Source organism: Streptomyces sp. Ru62, from assembly GCF_002920615.1.
Classification (GTDB): Bacteria; Actinomycetota; Actinomycetes; order Streptomycetales; family Streptomycetaceae; genus Streptomyces.
In genome coordinates this window covers 189,294-206,474 of record NZ_PQSU01000002.1, presented here as the reverse complement: position 1 = coordinate 206,474, position 17,181 = coordinate 189,294, and the positions used below count along the sequence as shown (strand labels likewise).

The window sequence follows — 17,181 nt, the reverse complement described above, 5'->3', positions numbered from 1 at the left end:
TTGTAGCCAAACACCGCGTGGCGGGTCCTTCACAGCGGGTACGTTCATGCCCGCCGGAACCAGGGCGTCACACGGGCAACTCGTCCCGGAATCGCCCGGGTCCCGGCGTGGTTCGACGGTTCGCACGAGAGGACCCGGCCATGGCGTCGTCAACCGTGACCTCGTCACAGCCCGAACGGCCACCACGGCCGAACCTCGCCTTCCGGCAGCTGCGCGGCCGGCGCTCACCGGCGGAGTTCGCGGCGCTGGTGCGGCGGGCCGCGCGCGAGATCGGTGAGCGGGTGAGCTGTGACGCGCGCTACATCGGACGGGTCGAGGCGGGCGAGATCCGCTGCCCCAACTACGCGTACGAACGGGTGTTCCTGCACATGTTTCCCGGCCGCACGCTCACCGACCTCGGCTTCGCGCCCCGCTCGTCCGTCCGCGGACGCGCGGCGCGCACGGCGGCGGAGACGGCCCCCGCGCAGCGGGTGCCCGCTGAGTCCCGCGGGGCTGCGGAGCCGTACGAGTCCCGTGAGACCGCGGGGTCCGGCGACACCCGGGCCCCTCGGGGACGGGGGCCGCTTGCACCGCACCGACTGTACGAACCGCACGAACCGTTTGCGAAAGACCCCCTGAACCACGAGGAGAGCGACGTGCTGCGTCGCGCATTCATGACCGGCGGAGGCGCCACGATGGCCGCCGCCACGCTGGCCCCGCTGGGGCTCACCACCGGCGCCACGGCGGCGGAACGGCCGCTGCGGCGCGCCGGCACCTCCGAGGCGGCGGCGCTGGAGGAGGCCGTCCGCCGCATCCGGCTGCTCGACGACCGGCACGGCGCGGACGGCCTCTACCGGCGCGCGGCGGCCCCGCTGCGCGCCGCCTACGAACTGCTGGACGCCGGCGCGACCCGGCAGACCACCGCCGACCGGCTGCACGCGGGCGCCGGTGAACTCGCCATCTCCGTCGGCTGGCTGGCCCATGACTCCGGCCGCTTCGACGACGCCCGCTCGCACTACGCGGAGGCACTGGCCACCGCTCGTATGACCGGTGATCCGGCGCTGGAGGCACACGCCTTCTGCAACACCGCGTTCCTGGCCCGGGACGCCGGGCGCCCCCGGGAGGCGGTGCGGGCCGCGCAGGCCGCGCAGCGCGCCGCACAGCCGCTCGGCTCCGACCGGCTGATGTCCCTGCTGGCCCTGCGCGAGGCGGGCGGCTGGGCGGGGCTCGCCGACCGCACCGGTTGCGCGCAGGCGCTGGCCCGGGCGCACGCCCTGTTCGAGCGGGGCCCCTCGGACGCCGACCCCGAGTGGATGAGCTTCTACGGAGAGGCCGAGCTGGAGGGTCTGGAGGCGCAGTGCTGGTCCACGCTGGGCGACTGGCGGCGGGCGTCCCGGCACGCGCGGCGGGCGGCGCGTCTGCAGGATCCCCACTTCACGCGGAACATCGCGCTGTACACCGCGGAGCTGGCCGACGACCTCGCCCGCGAGGGGCGTCCCGACGAGGCGGCGGAGGCCGGGTTGCGGGTGCTGGCGCTGCTGGACCAGGTCCAGTCCTCCCGGATCCAGACGATGCTGGCCGGGACGGCGCGGGTGCTGCTGCCGCACCGGCGGGCGTCGGGGGTGTCGGAGTTCCTGGACCGCCACGCGTCCGTTCCCCGGCGGGTGTAGGGGTCCTTCCGTACGACGTGGGGCGTCCGGTGGTCGCCCGCCCGCGGGTGCGTCGTAGCCGCTCGCGCCCACGCGGCGGAGCCGCACACCGCTCCGGCCCCGCGCCCCTGCGGGGCGCGGGCACCCTCTCAGCCCGCCAGGTGCCCCGTGTCGTTCCAGCTCTCGATCGCCGGCTCCCCGTAGGCCCAGCCCAGGACCGACAGCGACGTGGGGTTCAGCCGTATCCGGGCCGCGAAGTCCAGCGGCAGCCCCAGCCAGCGCGCCCCGATCGACCGCAGGACGTGCCCGTGGGCGAAGACCAGGACGTCACGGTCGGCCGAACGGGCCCAGGAGACCACCTCGTCCGCGCGCGCGGTGACGTCGGCGAGGGTCTCGCCCTCCGGGACCCCGTCCCGCCAGATCAGCCAGCCGGGCCGCACTGCCTGGATCTCGGCCGGGGTCATGCCCTCGTACGCGCCGTAGTCCCACTCCACCAGCGTGTCCCACACCGTGGCCCGGTCCCCGAAGCCGGCCAGCTCGCAGGTCTCCCGCGCGCGTGACAGCGGGCTGGTCCGCACCTCCGCGTCCGCCAGTCCGTCCAGCGGGGCTCGGTGCAGCCGCTCGCCGAGCAGCTTGGCCCCGCGCCGGCCCTCCTCCAGCAGCGGCACATCGGTCCTGCCGGTGTGCTTGCCGGACAGCGACCATGCCGTCTGTCCGTGCCGGGCCAGCAGAATGCGCGGTGCCATGGGGTCTCTCCGAAGGAACAAGCGGATGCACGACAGGGGGACGCACGACGGGTGGGTGCGGTCCCTCCATCATCGCGCACCCCGCTCCCAGGCAACCCGCCGGGCGATCTCCGCGTCTTCGAGGGCTGACACACGCCGAGCGTGATCCGAGCGCCCGTCATGGGCGGAGTAGGGACACCGTAAAGTGGCACGGTCGCCCGCCGGGGCGCAGCCGCACAGCAGAAGGGGGAGGGCGATCGGATGCCGCAGACCGAGACACCGGGCACCGAGGTGGCCCCGCGACCCCGGCTGCGCTGGTGGACCGAGCTGCCGCTGATCCTGCTGGTCTACGGCTGCTACTCGGCCGGCCGGCTCCTCGCGCGCGGTGACGTCACCAGCGCCGTCGACCACGGCCTGGCGATCCTGCGCGTCGAGAAGGCCCTGCGCCTGAACGCCGAGCACCCGCTGAACCGGCTGTTCACCCGCGAGCCCTGGCTCGGGGTGCCGGCCGACTTCTGGTACGCCTCGCTGCACTACCTGGTCACACCCGTCATCCTGGTCTGGCTGTTCCGCGCGCGTGCCGCGCACTACCGGGCGGCCCGCACCTGGCTGATGACGTCCACGTTCATCGGTCTGATCGGCTTCACCCTGCTGCCGACCTGCCCGCCCCGCCTGCTCTCCGCCGGCCACGGCTTCGTGGACACGATGGCGCAGTACAGCACGTACGGCTGGTGGGGCGGCGAGGCGAGCGCACCGCGCGGCATGGGCGGCATGACCAACCAGTACGCGGCGATGCCGAGCCTGCACGTGGGCTGGGCACTGTGGTGCGGCGTGATGCTGTGGCGGTACGGCGGCACGCGCCTGACGAAGGTCCTCGGTGTCGTCTACCCGCTGGTGACCGCGCTGGTGGTCATGGGCACGGCCAACCACTACTTCCTGGACGCGGTCGCGGGCGCGGCCGTGATGGGCGTCGGCCTGCTGCTGGCACCGCTGGTGCTGCGGGCCGCGGACCTCGTGCGGACCGGGCTGTCCCGTCGTACCGCACCGGTCACGGACGGCACGGGTTCCCCGATTGTCAGTGCCGGATGCCAGACTTCGGCGGGTGAGCGAATTCCACGGCAGCGCGAGTCGCGGCTCGACCCCGCGGCCGGACCGGACGCCTCCCCCAGCGACGCGGGCGAAGGGGCTCCGGCACCGGCTCGCTGAGCTGCGCGGTCCCGAGGTACCGGCCAAGGCCCTGGACGCCCGCGCCCTCGCGGCGCTCGCCGCGAACCCGGGCTGCTCCCGGCGGGCGATCCTGGACGGCGCCGGGGTGGACAAGGCCAAGCTGGCCGGCGCGCTGGGCGCGCCGTCCGGTTTCGGGCAGTCGCAGTTCGCGCTGACCCGGGGCAACGCGTTCGAGGCCCGGGTCAAGGCGGACGGCGGCGCCGAGCTGTTGCGGCTGGCGCACGCCCGGCTCGACCCCGGCGCCGAACCGCCCGCCACGGCGGCCGTACCCGACCTGACCGCGCACGGCCCCGAGGGACGCACGGCCCGTACGGCGCTGGCGCTGCGCGAGGCCACACGGGCCGGCGGCTGGACGCTCCTGGACCATCCGATGCTCGCCCTGGACGTGGCCGGTTCGCTCGCGTTCCTGGAGCCGGACGCGGTCGTGGTGCACCCGGACGGGAGCTGGTCGGTGGTGGAGATCAAGTCCTTCCCGATGGTGGACGGCGCCGCGGACCCGGCGAAGGTGGGCGCGGCGGCCCGCCAGGCGGCGGTGTACGTGCTCGCCCTGGAGGAGGTCGCGAGGCGTCTCGGCGCGGAGCCGCAGGAGCACGACCCGCAGCGGGAGCCGGAGGGGCACGCCCCGCGGAGGGAGCCGGAGGAACACGACCCGGGGAGCGCTCCGGTGCCGCGGGTGCGCCACCAGGTGCTGCTGGTGTGCCCCAAGGACTTCTCCAACCTGCCCGCGGGCTCCGCCGTGGACGTCCGCAAGCAGCGCGCGGTCACCGCCCGCCAGCTGGCCCGGCTCACCCGCGTCGAGGAGATCGCCGACGCCCTGCCCGAGGGCACGTGCTTCGCGCCCGACCGGCCCGCCGAGGAGCTGACGGCGGCCGTGGAGGCGGTTCCGGCGACGTACGCGCCCGAGTGCCTGTCCGCCTGCGAGCTGGCCTTCCACTGCCGGGAGCGGGCCCGGGCGGCCGGCGCGGTCACCCGGCTCGGCCGGCCGCTGCGGGCCGAGCTGGGCGGACTGGCCACGGTCGAGGAGGTCCTGGCGGCGGCCCACGGTGAGAGCGGGGACCCGGACGACCCGGCGGTGGCCGCGCTGCGCCGGGCGGCGGCCCTGCGCGCGGAGGCCCTGGCGGAGGCCCGGGAGGCCCGGGAGGCGGTCCCGTGTCCCTGATCACCACCCTCGCCCGGCTGGAAGCCGTCGGCACGGGCCGGGCGCAGCCCGCCGCGACCGTCCGGCACCGGCACCTGTCCGACCACCCGCTGGTGTTCGTGCCGCTCACCACGGCCGGTGAGACGGGTGCCCCGCTCGGCGCGCTGGTCGGCACCGACCGGGACGCGCCCCGGCTGCTGGTCGTCCCGCAGCCCCGCGACCGCGATCTGCGCTTCACGTTCCTCGCCGACCTGGCCGACGTCGTCCTGCCCTACATCGACGCCTACGCCGACTCGGTGGAGGCGGCCGAGCGCACGGAGACCGACCCGGAGACCGGCAAGCGGGTCAAGGTGGCGGCCGAGCTGTGCGCGGACGCGCCCCAGCTGATCGTGCCGAGCCGCACGGGCCTGGACTTCGTACGGCTGCTGGGCCGCTCGATGCGGTTCCGGCGCACCGCCGAGCAGGACCCGGACGCGCCCTATCCGGCGCCGCCCCGGGTGCCGCTGCTCGGCCGCTGGCTGACCCACTACGGCGAGCGGGCCCGGGTCCCGGGCTCCTCGCTGCTGCTCGCCCTGACCGATGTGCTGTCCCGGCACTGGGCGACCGGCCAGTCCGGCCTGGAGGACGAGCACCTGGGCGCGCTGCTGGCCTGGATCGACCCCCCGGAGGGCCTGACCGGCGCCGAGGCGGCCCGCCGGGCGGAACTCGCCAGGGACGCCGACGGCCAGTTGCTGTGCCCGCCGGCCGGTCCCGCCACGGACCCGGCGTTCGACAACAGGCTGCTGGCCCCGGCGATCGAGCGCTACGACCGCGCGCGGACGGCCCTGGCCGCCGCCGAGGACCCGTTGGAGGCCGACGACCGGCTGGCCGCGCTCACCCGGGCCGAGCGGGAGGTCCGCGACCTGGTCGAGAGCCGTACCCGGCCCACCTGGGACGCGGTGTGGCGGGGCCTGGACCTGCTGCGGGCGCTGCCGGAGGGGGCGCACGTGGAAGGGCGCTGGACCCGGGACCGCTGGTCGTTCACCGGGCACCGGGACCGGGTGCTGGCCGGTGAGCCCCCGCAGCCGCGCCGGGACGACGCGGTGACGGCGGCGAACAAGCTGGCCACGCGCGAGCGTGAGCAGGCCCGGCTGGAGGCGCAGGAGGCGCTGGACGACCCGCTGGTGATGGCGGGGCGGCGGCTGGCCGGGGAGGCGTTCGCGGGTGAGGTGACCGACGTCGTGATGGCGTACAGCGAGGGCAAGCGGCCGAGCCCGCGCCCGCTGGTGACGGTCCGCACGGACGACCGGCCGCATCTGGCGGAGCGGGGGAAGGTGTACCGCTCGCTGGGCGGCAAGCCGCAGTCGGCGGAGTTCGTCGGTCAGGAGGCCGACGGCGTGCTGGTGCTGCGCGTCCTGGACAAGATGGGCCGCGGGAAGGAGCCGGAGCCCGGCTCGGTGCCGGAGAAGGGCGACCGGGTCTGCTTCACCCTGTTCGAGCACGAGCAGCGCGGCGGCGCGAAGCTGCCCGACCCGGAGGAGACCCCGTGGACGCACGGCGGCCCGCCGGGCGAGCCGGCGCCGGAGGCCCCCGACACCGTGACCGAGGAGGACGTGCTGTGACGACCGTCGACTTCGACCCCGGAGCCGCGGCCGGCCGCGCCACCGACGCGATCCTCCACGACACGCTGCACGGCGCCGAGCGGGGCGTGGTGGTGGACTCCCCGCCGGGCGCCGGCAAGTCGACTCTGGTGGTCCGCGCGGCCCTCGAACTCGCCGGTGCCGGGCGCCCGCTGATGATCGTGGCCCAGACGAACGCCCAGGTCGACGACCTGGTCCTGCGTCTGGCCGAGAAGGACCCGGAGCTGCCCCTCGGCCGTCTGCACAGCAGCGACGCCGACGCGTACGACTCCGCGCTGGACGCCTTGCCGCAGGTCCGCACCTCGGCGAAGGCGGCCGACCTCACCGGTCTGCCGGTGGTGCTCTCCACGGCCGCCAAGTGGGCGCACGTGAAGGTGGACGAGCCCTGGCGGCACGCGATCGTGGACGAGGCGTACCAGATGCGCTCCGACTCCCTGCTCGCCGTGGCCGGGCTGTTCGAACGGGCGCTGTTCGTGGGCGACCCGGGTCAGCTCGACCCCTTCTCCATCGTCGGCAGCGAGCAGTGGGCGGGCCTGTCGTACGACCCCTCGGCCTCGGCGGTCACCACCCTTCTGGCCCACAACCCGGAGCTCCCCCAGCACCGTCTGCCGGTCTCCTGGCGCCTGCCGGCCTCGGCGGCGCCCCTGGTCTCGACCGCGTTCTACCCCTACACCCCGTTCCGCAGCGGCACGTCCCACGGGGACCGCCGTCTGACCTTCGCCGTCCCCTCCGACGGCTCCGGCCCGGACCGGGTGGTCGACGAGGCCGCGGAGTCCGGCTGGGGCCTGCTGGAGCTGCCCGCCCGGCACACCCCGCGCACGGATCCGGAGGCGGTCCGGGCGGTGGCGACGGTGGTCCGCCGGCTGCTGGACCGGGGTGGCGCGGCGGTGTCGGAGCGCGCACCGGATCCCACCCCCCTGACGGCCGACCGCATCGCCGTGGGCACGGCCCACCGCGACCAGGCGGCGGCGATCCGCGCAGCCCTCGCCGACCTCGGCGTCCCGGACGTGACCGTCGACACGGCGAACCGCCTCCAGGGCCGCGAGTACGACGTCACGGTCGTCCTCCACCCGCTCTCCGGCCGCCCCGACGCCACCGCCTTCCACCTGGAGACGGGCCGCCTGTGCGTCCTGTCCTCCCGTCACCGGCACGCCTGCATCATGATCTGCCGCGCCGGGGTGACCGACCTGCTGGACGACTACCCCTCCACGGAACCGGTCCAGCTGGGAACACTGGTGAAGTTCCCGGACGGCTGGGAGGCGAACCACGCGGTCCTGTCCCACCTCAGGGAACACCGGGTGACCTGGCGCCCCTGACCGACACCCCGGTGCCTCCCACGCGGACGCCGACCGCCGCACCCCTCCGCCGGACGGAGTCCGGCACCCCGCCGCAGGCGGCCGATGGTCACAGCCCGGACGGCTGGGAGGCGAACCACGCGGTCCTGTCCCACCTCAGGGAACACCGGGTGACCTGGCGCCCCTGACCGACACCCCGGTGCCTCCCACGCGGACGCCGGTCTCCGGGAACAAGCGGGGACTCTCTCCTGTTAGGCGTTGCAGGACAGCTCACGCTCGCATCAGGAGGCGCACACCGTGTCGGCAGACGAGGCAGACGAGATCCGGGGCAGCACGCTCGGCACCGCCCCCGCCCCCCTCTCCGTACTGGACCTGGTGACCGTCGGCGCGGGCAGTACCGCCACCGACGCCCTGCGCACCAGCGTCGCGCTCGCCCGGTTCACGGAGTCCCGCGGCTTCCACCGGTACTGGGTCGCCGAGCACCACTCCATGCCGGGTGTGGCCTCCTCCTCCCCGGCCGTGATCCTCGCCCACCTCGCCGCCCACACCGACCGCATCCGGCTCGGCTCGGGCGGCGTCATGCTGCCCAACCACGCCCCGCTGGTGATCGCCGAGCAGTTCGGCACGCTGGAGGCGCTGGCCCCGGGCCGGGTCGACCTGGGCCTCGGCCGGGCGCCGGGCACGGACGGGGCCACGGCCGCGGCCCTGCGCCGTACCGACACCCTCAACGAGGGCGCCGACGACTTCCCGCAGCAGCTCGCGGAGCTGACCCGGTTCCTGGACGACGACTTCCCGGACGGACACCCGTACCGCCGCATCCACGCGATCCCGGGACCCATCCAGGGCAGCACCCCCGGCGGGGTCCAGTCGCCGCACCGGCCGCCGGTCTGGCTGCTCGGCTCCTCCGGCTTCAGCGCCCGCCTGGCCGGCCTGCTCGGTCTGCCGTTCGCCTTCGCGCACCACTTCTCCGCGCAGAACACCATCCCGGCGCTGGAGCTGTACCGGGAGTCCTTCCGCCCCTCCGCCGTCCTCTCCGAGCCGTACGCCCTCATCGGCGTCTCCGCCCTCGCCACGGACGACGAGCGGGAGGCCCGCCGGCAGAGCCGGGCGATGGCGCTGAACATGGTCCGGCTGCGCACCGGCCGCCCCGGTCTGTTCCCCGACCCGGAGGAGGCCGAGCGGCACGAGTTCAGCCCGATGGAGGAGGAGTTCGTCGCCTCCTGGACGGCCAACATCGTGCACGGCACGGCCGACGAGGTCCGCGCCGGACTGGACGACCTGCACAAGCGCACCGGCGCCGACGAGCTGATGATCACCTCGCACGCGCACCGCGGTGAACTCCGCCTGCGCTCCTACGAGCTGATCGCGGACGCCTACGGATTGCCGACCGCGTAGGCCTGCGCCCCCAGCAGCTCGGAGATACGATCCGGCGGCACCGGGCGGGAGTACAGCCAGCCCTGCCCGGTGTCGCAGCCGATCCGGCGCAGCCGGGTGGCCTGGGCGGAGGTCTCCACGCACTCCGCGGTGACCGTCAGACCGAGCCGGTGGGCGAGCTGGATCATCGCCTCCACGATGACCTCGTCGGCCGGGTTCGGGGCGATCGCCTTCTTGTCGCCGTCGTACTGGAAGCCCCGCACGAAGGAGCCGTCCAGCTTCAGCGTGGAGACCGGCAGCCGGCTCAGATAGGCGAGGTTCGAGTAGCCGGTGCCGAAGTCGTCGATGGCGATGCGCACGCCCATGTCGCTGAGGGCCTGAAGGGCCTGGAGCGGGCGTCCGGCCGAGCCCATGACCGCCGACTCGGTCAGCTCCAGTTGGAGCAGCTGCGGGGCGAGTCCGGTGTCGGCGAGGATCTCCGCCACGTCGGCCACCAGGTCGGAGTCCCACACCTGCCGTACGGCGACGTTGACGCTGACGAAGATGGGCGGTTCGCCGGGGTGGTCCAGCTGCCAGCGGCGGGCCTGCCGGCAGGCGGTGTGCAGCGCCCAGCGGCCGAGCTGCACGATCGAGCCGTCCTCCTCGGCCAGTCCGATGAACCGATTCGGCGTCAAGGTGCCGAACTGGGGGTGGTGCCAGCGGATCAGGGCCTCGACGCCGTTGAGCCGGCCGTCCTCCATAGCCACCAACGGCTGGTACTCCAGGGCGAATTCCTCGCGTTCGATGGCTGGCCGCAGGGTGGAGGACAGGGCCTGACGGGTCATCCGGTGGGCGTTGCGCTCGGGGTCGAACAGGGTCCAGCGGCCCTTGCCGTCGGCCTTGGCCCAGTACAGGGTCGTATCGGCCGCCTGCATCAGCCCGGTGGCCGTCGTGCCGGCCGCGTGCCGCTCGACGACGCCGATGGACGCGGTCAACGACAGCCGCTGACCGGCCAGATCGAAGGGTTCCTCCAGTGCCTTCAGCGCGGACTCGGCGAGGTCGGCGAGCTGTTCGGTGCCGGTGGAGTCCTCCACCAGCAGGGCGAACTCGTCGCCGCCGAGCCGGGCCACGAGGGGGGTGGCGGCGCGGGCGTACCCCGTCTCGTCGGCGACCCGGGTCAGGCGCTCGGCGACGGCCGCGAGGAGCCGGTCGCCGACGCGGTGGCCGAGGGTGTCGTTGACCGCCTTGAAGCCGTCGAGGTCCAGATAGCACAGGCCGATCCGGCCGGTGCCGCTCTCCTCGTACGACTCCGCCTCCAGCGCGGCCGTCAGGCGCTCGAAGAACAGCGTGCGGTTGGGCAGCCGGGTCACCGGGTCGTGCATCTGCAAGTGCCGTAGCCGGGCCTGGAGTTCGCGCCGTGAGCTGATGTCGGCGACCGACAGCAGGACGCCGGGTTCGCCGGTCAGCGGGGCGACGGTGACCTGCACCCACAGCGAGTGCCCCTCGGGGTGCTTCAGCCTGCGGGTGCAGCGCAGGCGGGCCTGCCGGCCGCGCAGCACCTCGCGGTAGGCGTGCCGGCTACGGGCGTCCGCGGCCAGGTCCACCAGGTCGGCGGCGACCCGCCCGACGAGGGTGCCGGGGTCGGCGCCGAGCAGGTCACCGAGGGCGGTGTTGGCGCTGACGACGAGTCCCTCGGGCGCCACGACCGCCATGGCGAGCGGGGCTGTCGCGAAGACACGGTGGTAGGTGGTGTAGTGACTGTCTGTGACGGCTGACCGGTCGAGGTCTGCCGCGGGCGTCGGCCCTTCGGACGTTCCGCTCACCGCTCGCTCCCGCAGTGCACTCGATCTGTGTCCGTGCCTGTCCGTGCCGGAAAGTGTGCCGATCATAGAGGCTGGCTCCGGGCCCTTCCAGCCAGTGTCCAGTGTCCCGGACCGAGCACAGGTTCTGACAGATCGTTTCTGCCCGCACCTGGACGGGTTCTTCAGGCCCCCGACCAGTTGTGACGTTCCGTGAGTGTTTCGGGGATGTCGAGCGCCGGGGCGCGCCGGGGCGCAATGGGGGCGCGCTCACCCTTCTGGTGCAGGTAAACAGGGCAAAACACATCGATTGCCAGCAATCTGGGTGCGGGTCCCGAACCGTATCCGGAGGTCATGTCCGTGCCCAAGCTGCGCAGCACCGCCGCCGTGTGCACCACGATGTCGGCGCTCGCCGCGACCTCGATCCTCGGCGGCCCGTCGGCCGCCGAGCCCTTCTCGCCCGCGCCCTGCGCCCTGCACCGCACCGAGGCCCACCACTCGGAGGGCGTCGACAGCTGGAACCCCCGCTACACCCGCCCCACCGGCACGCTGGACGCCGTACTGATCTTCCTCTCCTTCCCGGACGCCACCCCGCGCACCACCCCCGCCGAACTGGCCGCCGACCACTTCCCGGCCACCAGCCGCTTCTACGCACAGGCGTCCTACGGCAGGTTCACCCTGCGCCCGCACCCGCTGAAGCACTGGCTGCGCATGCCGCGCCCGTCGACCTCGTACGCCATGCGGCGGGACTGGGACGCGGAGGACCGGGCCGCCTATCTGCGCGACGCGTTCGCCGTGGCCGACAAGGAGGTCGACTTCTCGCGCTACCCGGTCGTGTACCTCGTCGCCGACCCGGACGCCCCCGGCGTCGACTCGGACGCCACGAAGGTCGTCAACCTGGAAACACCCCTGCGCGTCGACGGCACCGCTGTCCGGCGGGTCGTCACCGTGTTCGAGCACCATCCGCCGGACCGGCTGGTCCTCGCCCACGAGACCGGCCATGTCTTCGACCTGCCCGACCTCTACCACCGCCCGGTCGACGGCAAGGGGGACTGGGACACCTATGTGGGTGACTGGGACCTGATGGGCAGCCAGTTCGGTCTGGCGCCCGACCTGTTCGCCTGGCACAAGTGGCGGCTCGGCTGGCTGGATCCGCGCCAGGTGGTGTGCGTGCGCGGCACCACGCCGACCCGCCTCACCCTGGAGCCCCTCGCGGCCGCGCCCGGCGTGCCGGTGCCGGGGGCGGGCGACACCCCCGGCTTCGGCCTCGGTCACGGCGTCAAGCTGGCCGTGGTGCGCACCGGCCCGGAGACCGCCCTCGCCTTCGAAGCACGCGACGCGGCCGGAAACGACCGGGCGTCCTGCCGGCAGGGCATCCTGGTCTACCGGGTGCGCGGCGCCGCCGAGTCCGGTGACGGCCCGATCCAGGTGGTGGACGCCCACCCGCGCACCGAGGCCTGCTGGGAGAACTCGGTCTACGCCCCCCTCGCCGACGCGCCGGTCTCCCTCGGGGAGAGCTTCACGGTCCCCGGGGAGGGCGTGAAGGTGGAGGCGGAGGGCCGGACGGCATCCGGGGCGTGGACGGTGAAGATCACGCCGGGGGTCGGTGACTGACCGTGCGGCTGGACCGGGGGCCACGTGGCCGACGGCTGGACGGGGGCGTCGCGTGACCGGCGGCTCGTATACGAAAACGGCGGGCCTGATTCTTTCGAACCCGACCCGCCGTTTCCTTCGCGTGCGCCGCCAGGGACTCGAACCCCGGACCCGCTGATTAAGAGTCAGCTGCTCTAACCAACTGAGCTAGCGGCGCCTGCTGACGTCGTAGACCTTAGCATCCTGGTCGGCGGGAGGAAAAATCGATATCCGCACGGCCGGCCGGGCCGCCCGCACGGCCGCCCAGAGCAGCACCTCGGGCCCCGGCAGCCAGGGGTGCCGGGTGTCCGGGGCGACCAGCCAGCGGGCGGCATCGCTGGCGTCGTCGCAGGTCAGGGACGGTACGGTGACGGCGTCACCGGTGCCGTGGCACAGCAGCGGGGGCACCGCGCGGGCCCGCTGGGACCCCCACTCCTCCCAGTCCAGCAGCGAGGGCAGCCGCTGGGCCGTCCCCGGGGCGGCGAACAGCAGCGTCCGCCCCCGGAACACCGCGACCGGCCCCGAGCCCGCGCCCTCGTCCCAGAGCCGGTCCAGCATGCGGCGGCCGAAGACCGTGGGGGCGCTCACCACGTCGAAGACGGTGCCGCAGGGCAGGACGACCGGGGCGTCCGGGCGCTCCTCCCACAGGGCGAGGGTGCTTCGGGGGTACGTTCCCGCCGAGGCGAGCCAGGCGACGCCGTCGGCGCTGACACGAGTGACGTTCGGGGCGCTGGTCATGACACCAGATGTACAGCGCGTGAGCGCGCCGTTCTTCTGGGTTGCCGAAAACCGGGACAACGGCGGTCGGGGAGGAGTATCTTGCCCGCCTGGCATATGCCGTGCGGGTGCTACAGGGGGTCGGCGGTGGTCCGCCCCTCGCCCTCGCCACGCATCAGATCCCGCCCGAACTCGACCATCTTCTTCGCGTAGTCCTCCGTCCACTCCGCCCGTTCGGCGATGTCCGCCGGGGTCAGCCGGTCGAACCGGCGCGGGTCGGCGAGCTGGGCGGCCGCGATGGCCTGGAACTCCACGGCCCGGTCGGCGGCCGCGCGGAACGCCTGGGTCAGCTCCGTCGCCCGGGCCAGCAGCGCCCGCGGGTCGTCGATCGACTCCAGGGCGAAGAAGTGCTCGGGGTCGGCGGCCGCCTCCGCGGGCTCGAAGAGCAGGGGCGCGGGGCGTAGCCGCGGTTCGTTACGACGCGGCGTGGGCTCCGCCATGTCTTGTCTCCTCCTCGTACGGTTCGGTGGGCGCCGCCTTCAGGTGGGCCACCGTCCATTGTCCCGCGCCGGCGCAAGAGGCCCCTGCGGCCGCAGGCGCGCCACGTCCGGAGGAGGAGCCCGGCGGGCTACACCTGCACCAACGGCTGCCGGGTGAACAAGGTGCCCAGGGTCGGTGCGTTCACCCGGCGGTCCGCGAGCCTCAGGCCCTCCCAGACCGTGACCTGGTTGGCGGTGAGCACCGGCTTGGACAGGGCCTTCTCCAGGAGGGAGAGGTGCGCGGCCGTGTGCAGGGCCGTGTCCGGCAGCAGGACGGCCTCCGCGTCGGCGGCGTCCGCCGCGCGTGCCAGCGTCAGCACGTCCTCCTCCCCCCAGGTGCCGACCTCCGCCGCCGTGACGACCCCCGAGGACCGCGCGCCGGCCACCTCCAGGCCGCCGGCCCGCAGGAACTCCGCGAACAGCGCGGTGACGTCCTCGGGGTAGGTCGCGCCGACGGCGACCCGTCGTACGCCGATCTCCCGGGCGGCGTGCACGAAGGCGAACGACGTCGACGAGGCCGGCATCCCGGCCACCCGGGCCAGGTTGCGCACCTGCTCCTGGGCGCCTTCCCAGCCGTGCACGAAGCTGCCGCTGGTGCACGCCCACACCACCGTCTCGGCGCCGGCCAGCCGCAGCCCCTCCATGCCCTGGGCCAGCCGGTCGGCGGAGCCCATCTCGCGCAGCGCGTCCACCCGGTGCGCGTCCTCGCCGATGTCGGTGTGGACCAGGTGCACCCGGATGTCGCTGCCCAGGAGCTGCTCGATGCGTGGATAGTCGTCCTCGGCGAAGTGGCCCGGGTAGAGGAATCCGAGTGCGGTCATGTCCAGCCTTCCTGCGTCTCTTCGTGCAGTACGGGCCACGCGCGGGCAGCCGCGTCCACCAGCGCCTGCCAGGGCCCCACGGTCCGGGTACCCAATCGGCGCGGCGCAGCCCACGCGGTGACCCGGCGGGCCGGGATCACCGGCCTCACGCTGGGAGACGAGGGGGTGACGGATCGTGGGTTCGCCCGTGTTGACGAAGGTGGGTTCGGGTGCGAGCGTGTCAATCCGCGCACAATCCGCGCATGTCAGACGCCGGGAGTCGCCCCCCATGACGCCGACCGTCCCCACCGTTCTGGTCCTCGACGCCGATCCGCCGCCCCGGCTCGGCCGCCTCACCGGCCGCGCCCGGATCGAGCGCACGGACGCGGCGCACCTGGCCGAGCGGCTGCCCGGCGCGGACGTGCTGCTGGTGTGGGACTTCACCTCGCACGCGGTGCGGCGGGCGTGGCCCGGCGAGGGGCCCCGGCCGCGCTGGGTGCACACCGCGAGCGCGGGCGTGGACCATCTGATGTGCCCGGAGCTGGCGGCGTCGGACACGGTGGTGACGAACGCGCGCGGGATCTTCGACCAGCCGATCGCCGAGTACGTGGCGGCCCTGGTGCTGGCGGCCGCCAAGGATCTGCCGCGCACCCTGGAGCACCAGCGGGAGCGGGTCTGGCGGCACCGGGAGACCCGGCGGGTGGCGGGCACGCGCGCGTGCGTGGTCGGCTCGGGTCCGATCGGCCGGGCGATCGTCCGGATGCTCAAGGCCCTGGGGGTGACGACGGCGCTGGTCGGGCGGGTGGCGCGGACCGGCGTGCACGGCCCGGACGACCTGGACCGGCTGATCTCCCGCGCGGACTGGGTGATCGCGGCGGCTCCGCTGACCGAGCAGACGTACCGCATGTTCGACGCGCACCGGTTCGGCGTGATGCAGCCCTCGGCGTTCTTCGTCAACGTCGGCCGGGGCGCCCTGGTCGACGAGGAGGCCCTCGCCCGGGCGCTGGCCCGGCGCTGGATCGCGGGCGCGGCCCTCGATGTGTTCGCCGCCGAACCGCTGCCCGGGGACAGCCCGTTGTGGGAGCTGCCGGGGCTGATCGTGTCCCCGCACATGAGCGGCGACACGGTCGGCTGGCGGGACGAACTGGGCGCGCAGTTCGTGGAGTTGTACGAGCGGTGGGCGGCGGGCAGATCCCTGCCGAACGTGGTCGACAAGACGCGTGGTTACGTGCCCGGTCACTGAAGCCCTGTCACCGGCCCCTGGAGGGTGCATGCAGCTCACCGACCTGACCGCCGTCCGGCTCCTCGACGGGTACCGCAAGGGCGAGTTCAGCCCGGTGGAGGTGACCGAGGAGGCGCTTCAGCGGGCGCGGCGCAGCGGGCCGGAGGTGAACGCGTTCGTGCGGCTCACCGAGGAGGACGCGCTCGCCCGGGCCCGGGAGTCGCAGGCGCGCTGGCGGCGCGGTGAGCCGGCCGGGCTGGTCGACGGGGTGCCGGTGACGGTGAAGGACATCCTGCTGCTGCGCGGACACCCCACCCTGCGCGGCTCCAGGACCGTCTCGGAGCAGGGCAACTGGGACGAGGACGCGCCCCCGGTGGCCCGGCTGCGGGAGCACGGCGCGGTGTTCCTCGGCAAGACGACCACGCCCGAGTACGGCTGGAAGGGCGTCACCGACTCGCCGCTGACCGGGATCACCCGCAATCCGTACGACCCCACGCGCACCGCGGGCGGTTCCAGCGGCGGCAGCGCGGCGGCCGTCGCGCTCGGCGCGGGCCCGCTGTCGCTGGGCACGGACGGCGGCGGAAGCATCCGTATCCCGGCCGCGTTCTGCGGGATCTTCGGGCTGAAGCCGACGTACGGCAGGGTGCCGCTGTATCCGGCGAGCGCGTTCGGCACGCTGTCGCACACCGGGCCGATGACCCGGGACGCCGCCGACGCGGCCCTGCTGCTCGATGTGATCGGCAGGCCCGACCCGCGCGACTGGTCGGCGCTGCCGCCCGCGCCGGGCTCGTTCACCCAGGCGCTGCGGGGCGGTGTGCGGGGGCTTCGGGTGGCGTACTCGCCGTCGCTGGGCGGGCAGGTGCCGGTCCGCCCGGCGGTCGCCGCGGCGGTACGGCGCGCGGTGGCCGCGCTCGCGGACCTGGGGGCCTACGTGGAGGAGGCCGACCCGGACTTCACCGACCCGGTGGACGCCTTCCACACCCTGTGGTTCAGCGGCGCGGCCAGGCTGACCCAGGACTTCTCCCCGCGCCGCCGGCAGTTGCTGGACCCGGGCCTGCGGGAGATCTGCGCCCGGGGCGCCCGGACGAGCGCGCTGGAGTACCTGGCCGCGGTCGACGTCCGGATGGCCCTCGGCCGGCGGATGGGCCGCTTCCACGAGCGGTACGACCTGCTGGTGACCCCGACCCTGCCGCTGACGGCGTTCGAGGCGGGGCTGGAGGTGCCGAGGGGTTCGGTGTTCCGGCGCTGGACGGGCTGGACCCCGTTCACCTACCCGTTCAATCTGACCCAGCAGCCGGCGGCGACCGTGCCGGTGGGAGTGGACGGGGAGGGGCTGCCGGTGGGGATGCAACTCGTCGCCGCCCGGCACCGGGACGATCTGGTGCTGCGGGCCGCGCACACGTTGTACGAGGCCGGCCTGCCTCTGCCCGGGAAGGTCACGCCCGCCGGGAACTGAGCACAGTGCCGGGGGCCCGGTGGGGGTTCCG

At 74.3% G+C, this 17,181-nt stretch carries 14 protein-coding genes and 1 tRNA gene; 9 read left to right on the top strand and 6 right to left on the bottom strand.

The window, feature by feature from the left end:
- Positions 1 to 140 precede the first annotated feature (140 nt).
- Entirely contained in the window at positions 141 to 1,649 is a 1,509-nt protein-coding gene (locus C3492_RS03370) for a hypothetical protein (protein ID WP_103810196.1), read from the top strand.
- 128 nt (positions 1,650 to 1,777) lie between these two features.
- On the opposite strand, the gene C3492_RS03365 is transcribed toward C3492_RS03370, so the two are convergent.
- The gene (locus tag C3492_RS03365) at positions 1,778 to 2,374 is read right to left on the bottom strand and encodes a histidine phosphatase family protein (protein WP_103810195.1); all 597 of its coding nucleotides are present in this window, start codon (positions 2,372 to 2,374) and stop codon (positions 1,778 to 1,780) included.
- A gap of 240 nt (positions 2,375 to 2,614) precedes the next feature.
- Here C3492_RS03365 and C3492_RS03360 point away from each other — a divergent pair, with 240 nt between their 5' ends.
- From C3492_RS03360 to C3492_RS03340, 5 genes are all read left to right on the top strand, one after another.
- Positions 2,615 to 3,559 (top strand): phosphatase PAP2 family protein, encoded by a 945-nt coding sequence (locus C3492_RS03360; RefSeq protein WP_103810194.1) that lies wholly within the window; start codon positions 2,615 to 2,617, stop codon positions 3,557 to 3,559.
- 1 nt (position 3,560) lies between these two features.
- Entirely contained in the window at positions 3,561 to 4,739 is a 1,179-nt protein-coding gene (locus tag C3492_RS03355; protein ID WP_181140194.1) for a hypothetical protein, read from the top strand.
- Entirely contained in the window at positions 4,730 to 6,319 is a 1,590-nt protein-coding gene (locus C3492_RS03350; RefSeq protein ID WP_103810193.1) for a hypothetical protein, read from the top strand. Before C3492_RS03355 ends, C3492_RS03350 begins: the two co-directional genes overlap by 10 nt.
- Positions 6,316 to 7,653, top strand: a complete 1,338-nt coding sequence (locus C3492_RS03345) for an AAA domain-containing protein (protein WP_103810192.1) — start codon at positions 6,316 to 6,318, stop codon at positions 7,651 to 7,653. The genes C3492_RS03350 and C3492_RS03345 overlap by 4 nt, the downstream gene beginning before the upstream one ends.
- A 276-nt stretch (positions 7,654 to 7,929) precedes the next feature.
- Positions 7,930 to 9,027, top strand: coding sequence for an LLM class flavin-dependent oxidoreductase (locus C3492_RS03340; RefSeq protein WP_103810191.1), 1,098 nt, complete (start codon positions 7,930 to 7,932; stop codon positions 9,025 to 9,027).
- On the opposite strand, the gene C3492_RS03335 is transcribed toward C3492_RS03340, so the two are convergent.
- Positions 9,006 to 10,808, bottom strand: a complete 1,803-nt coding sequence (locus C3492_RS03335) for a bifunctional diguanylate cyclase/phosphodiesterase (RefSeq protein WP_103810190.1) — start codon at positions 10,806 to 10,808, stop codon at positions 9,006 to 9,008. The genes C3492_RS03340 and C3492_RS03335 overlap by 22 nt on opposite strands.
- Positions 10,809 to 11,138: 330 nt before the next feature.
- Between C3492_RS03335 and C3492_RS03330 the strand changes: the two genes are divergently transcribed.
- On the top strand, positions 11,139 to 12,398 hold the full coding sequence (locus tag C3492_RS03330) for a M6 family metalloprotease domain-containing protein (RefSeq protein WP_103810189.1): 1,260 nt from the start codon (positions 11,139 to 11,141) through the stop codon (positions 12,396 to 12,398).
- Positions 12,399 to 12,520: 122 nt separating this feature from the next.
- Here C3492_RS03330 and C3492_RS03325 read toward each other — a convergent pair.
- From C3492_RS03325 to C3492_RS03310, 4 genes are all read right to left on the bottom strand, one after another.
- Positions 12,521 to 12,594 (bottom strand) — tRNA-Lys (locus tag C3492_RS03325).
- On the bottom strand, positions 12,585 to 13,154 hold the full coding sequence (locus C3492_RS03320; RefSeq protein WP_103810188.1) for a bifunctional DNA primase/polymerase: 570 nt from the start codon (positions 13,152 to 13,154) through the stop codon (positions 12,585 to 12,587). Before C3492_RS03320 ends, C3492_RS03325 begins: the two co-directional genes overlap by 10 nt.
- Before the next feature lie 110 nt (positions 13,155 to 13,264).
- Entirely contained in the window at positions 13,265 to 13,633 is a 369-nt protein-coding gene (locus tag C3492_RS03315; protein WP_103810187.1) for a hypothetical protein, read from the bottom strand.
- A gap of 128 nt (positions 13,634 to 13,761) precedes the next feature.
- Positions 13,762 to 14,493, bottom strand: coding sequence for an aspartate/glutamate racemase family protein (locus tag C3492_RS03310; RefSeq protein WP_103810186.1), 732 nt, complete (start codon positions 14,491 to 14,493; stop codon positions 13,762 to 13,764).
- A gap of 268 nt (positions 14,494 to 14,761) precedes the next feature.
- On the opposite strand from C3492_RS03310, the gene C3492_RS03305 reads away from it, so the two are divergent.
- Together C3492_RS03305 and C3492_RS03300 are read left to right on the top strand one after the other, a co-directional pair.
- On the top strand, positions 14,762 to 15,715 hold the full coding sequence (locus C3492_RS03305; RefSeq protein WP_103810185.1) for a D-2-hydroxyacid dehydrogenase: 954 nt from the start codon (positions 14,762 to 14,764) through the stop codon (positions 15,713 to 15,715).
- Positions 15,716 to 15,743: 28 nt separating this feature from the next.
- Positions 15,744 to 17,150 (top strand): amidase, encoded by a 1,407-nt coding sequence (locus tag C3492_RS03300; RefSeq protein ID WP_103810184.1) that lies wholly within the window; start codon positions 15,744 to 15,746, stop codon positions 17,148 to 17,150.
- Positions 17,151 to 17,181: the final 31 nt, after the last annotated feature.

Excerpts from the sequence above, each read along its gene's own strand:
- C3492_RS03370 (WP_103810196.1), top strand. The coding sequence starts at position 141 with ATGGCGTCGTCAACCGTGACCTCGTCACAGCCCGAACGGCCACCACGG.
- C3492_RS03365 (WP_103810195.1), bottom strand. The coding sequence starts at position 2,374 with ATGGCACCGCGCATTCTGCTGGCCCGGCACGGACAGACGGCATGGTCG.
- C3492_RS03360 (WP_103810194.1), top strand. The coding sequence starts at position 2,615 with ATGCCGCAGACCGAGACACCGGGCACCGAGGTGGCCCCGCGACCCCGG.
- C3492_RS03330 (WP_103810189.1), top strand. The coding sequence starts at position 11,139 with ATGTCCGTGCCCAAGCTGCGCAGCACCGCCGCCGTGTGCACCACGATG.
- C3492_RS03320 (WP_103810188.1), bottom strand. The coding sequence starts at position 13,154 with ATGACCAGCGCCCCGAACGTCACTCGTGTCAGCGCCGACGGCGTCGCC.
- C3492_RS03315 (WP_103810187.1), bottom strand. The coding sequence starts at position 13,633 with ATGGCGGAGCCCACGCCGCGTCGTAACGAACCGCGGCTACGCCCCGCG.
- C3492_RS03310 (WP_103810186.1), bottom strand. The coding sequence starts at position 14,493 with ATGACCGCACTCGGATTCCTCTACCCGGGCCACTTCGCCGAGGACGAC.
- C3492_RS03305 (WP_103810185.1), top strand. The coding sequence starts at position 14,762 with ATGACGCCGACCGTCCCCACCGTTCTGGTCCTCGACGCCGATCCGCCG.
- C3492_RS03300 (WP_103810184.1), top strand. The coding sequence starts at position 15,744 with ATGCAGCTCACCGACCTGACCGCCGTCCGGCTCCTCGACGGGTACCGC.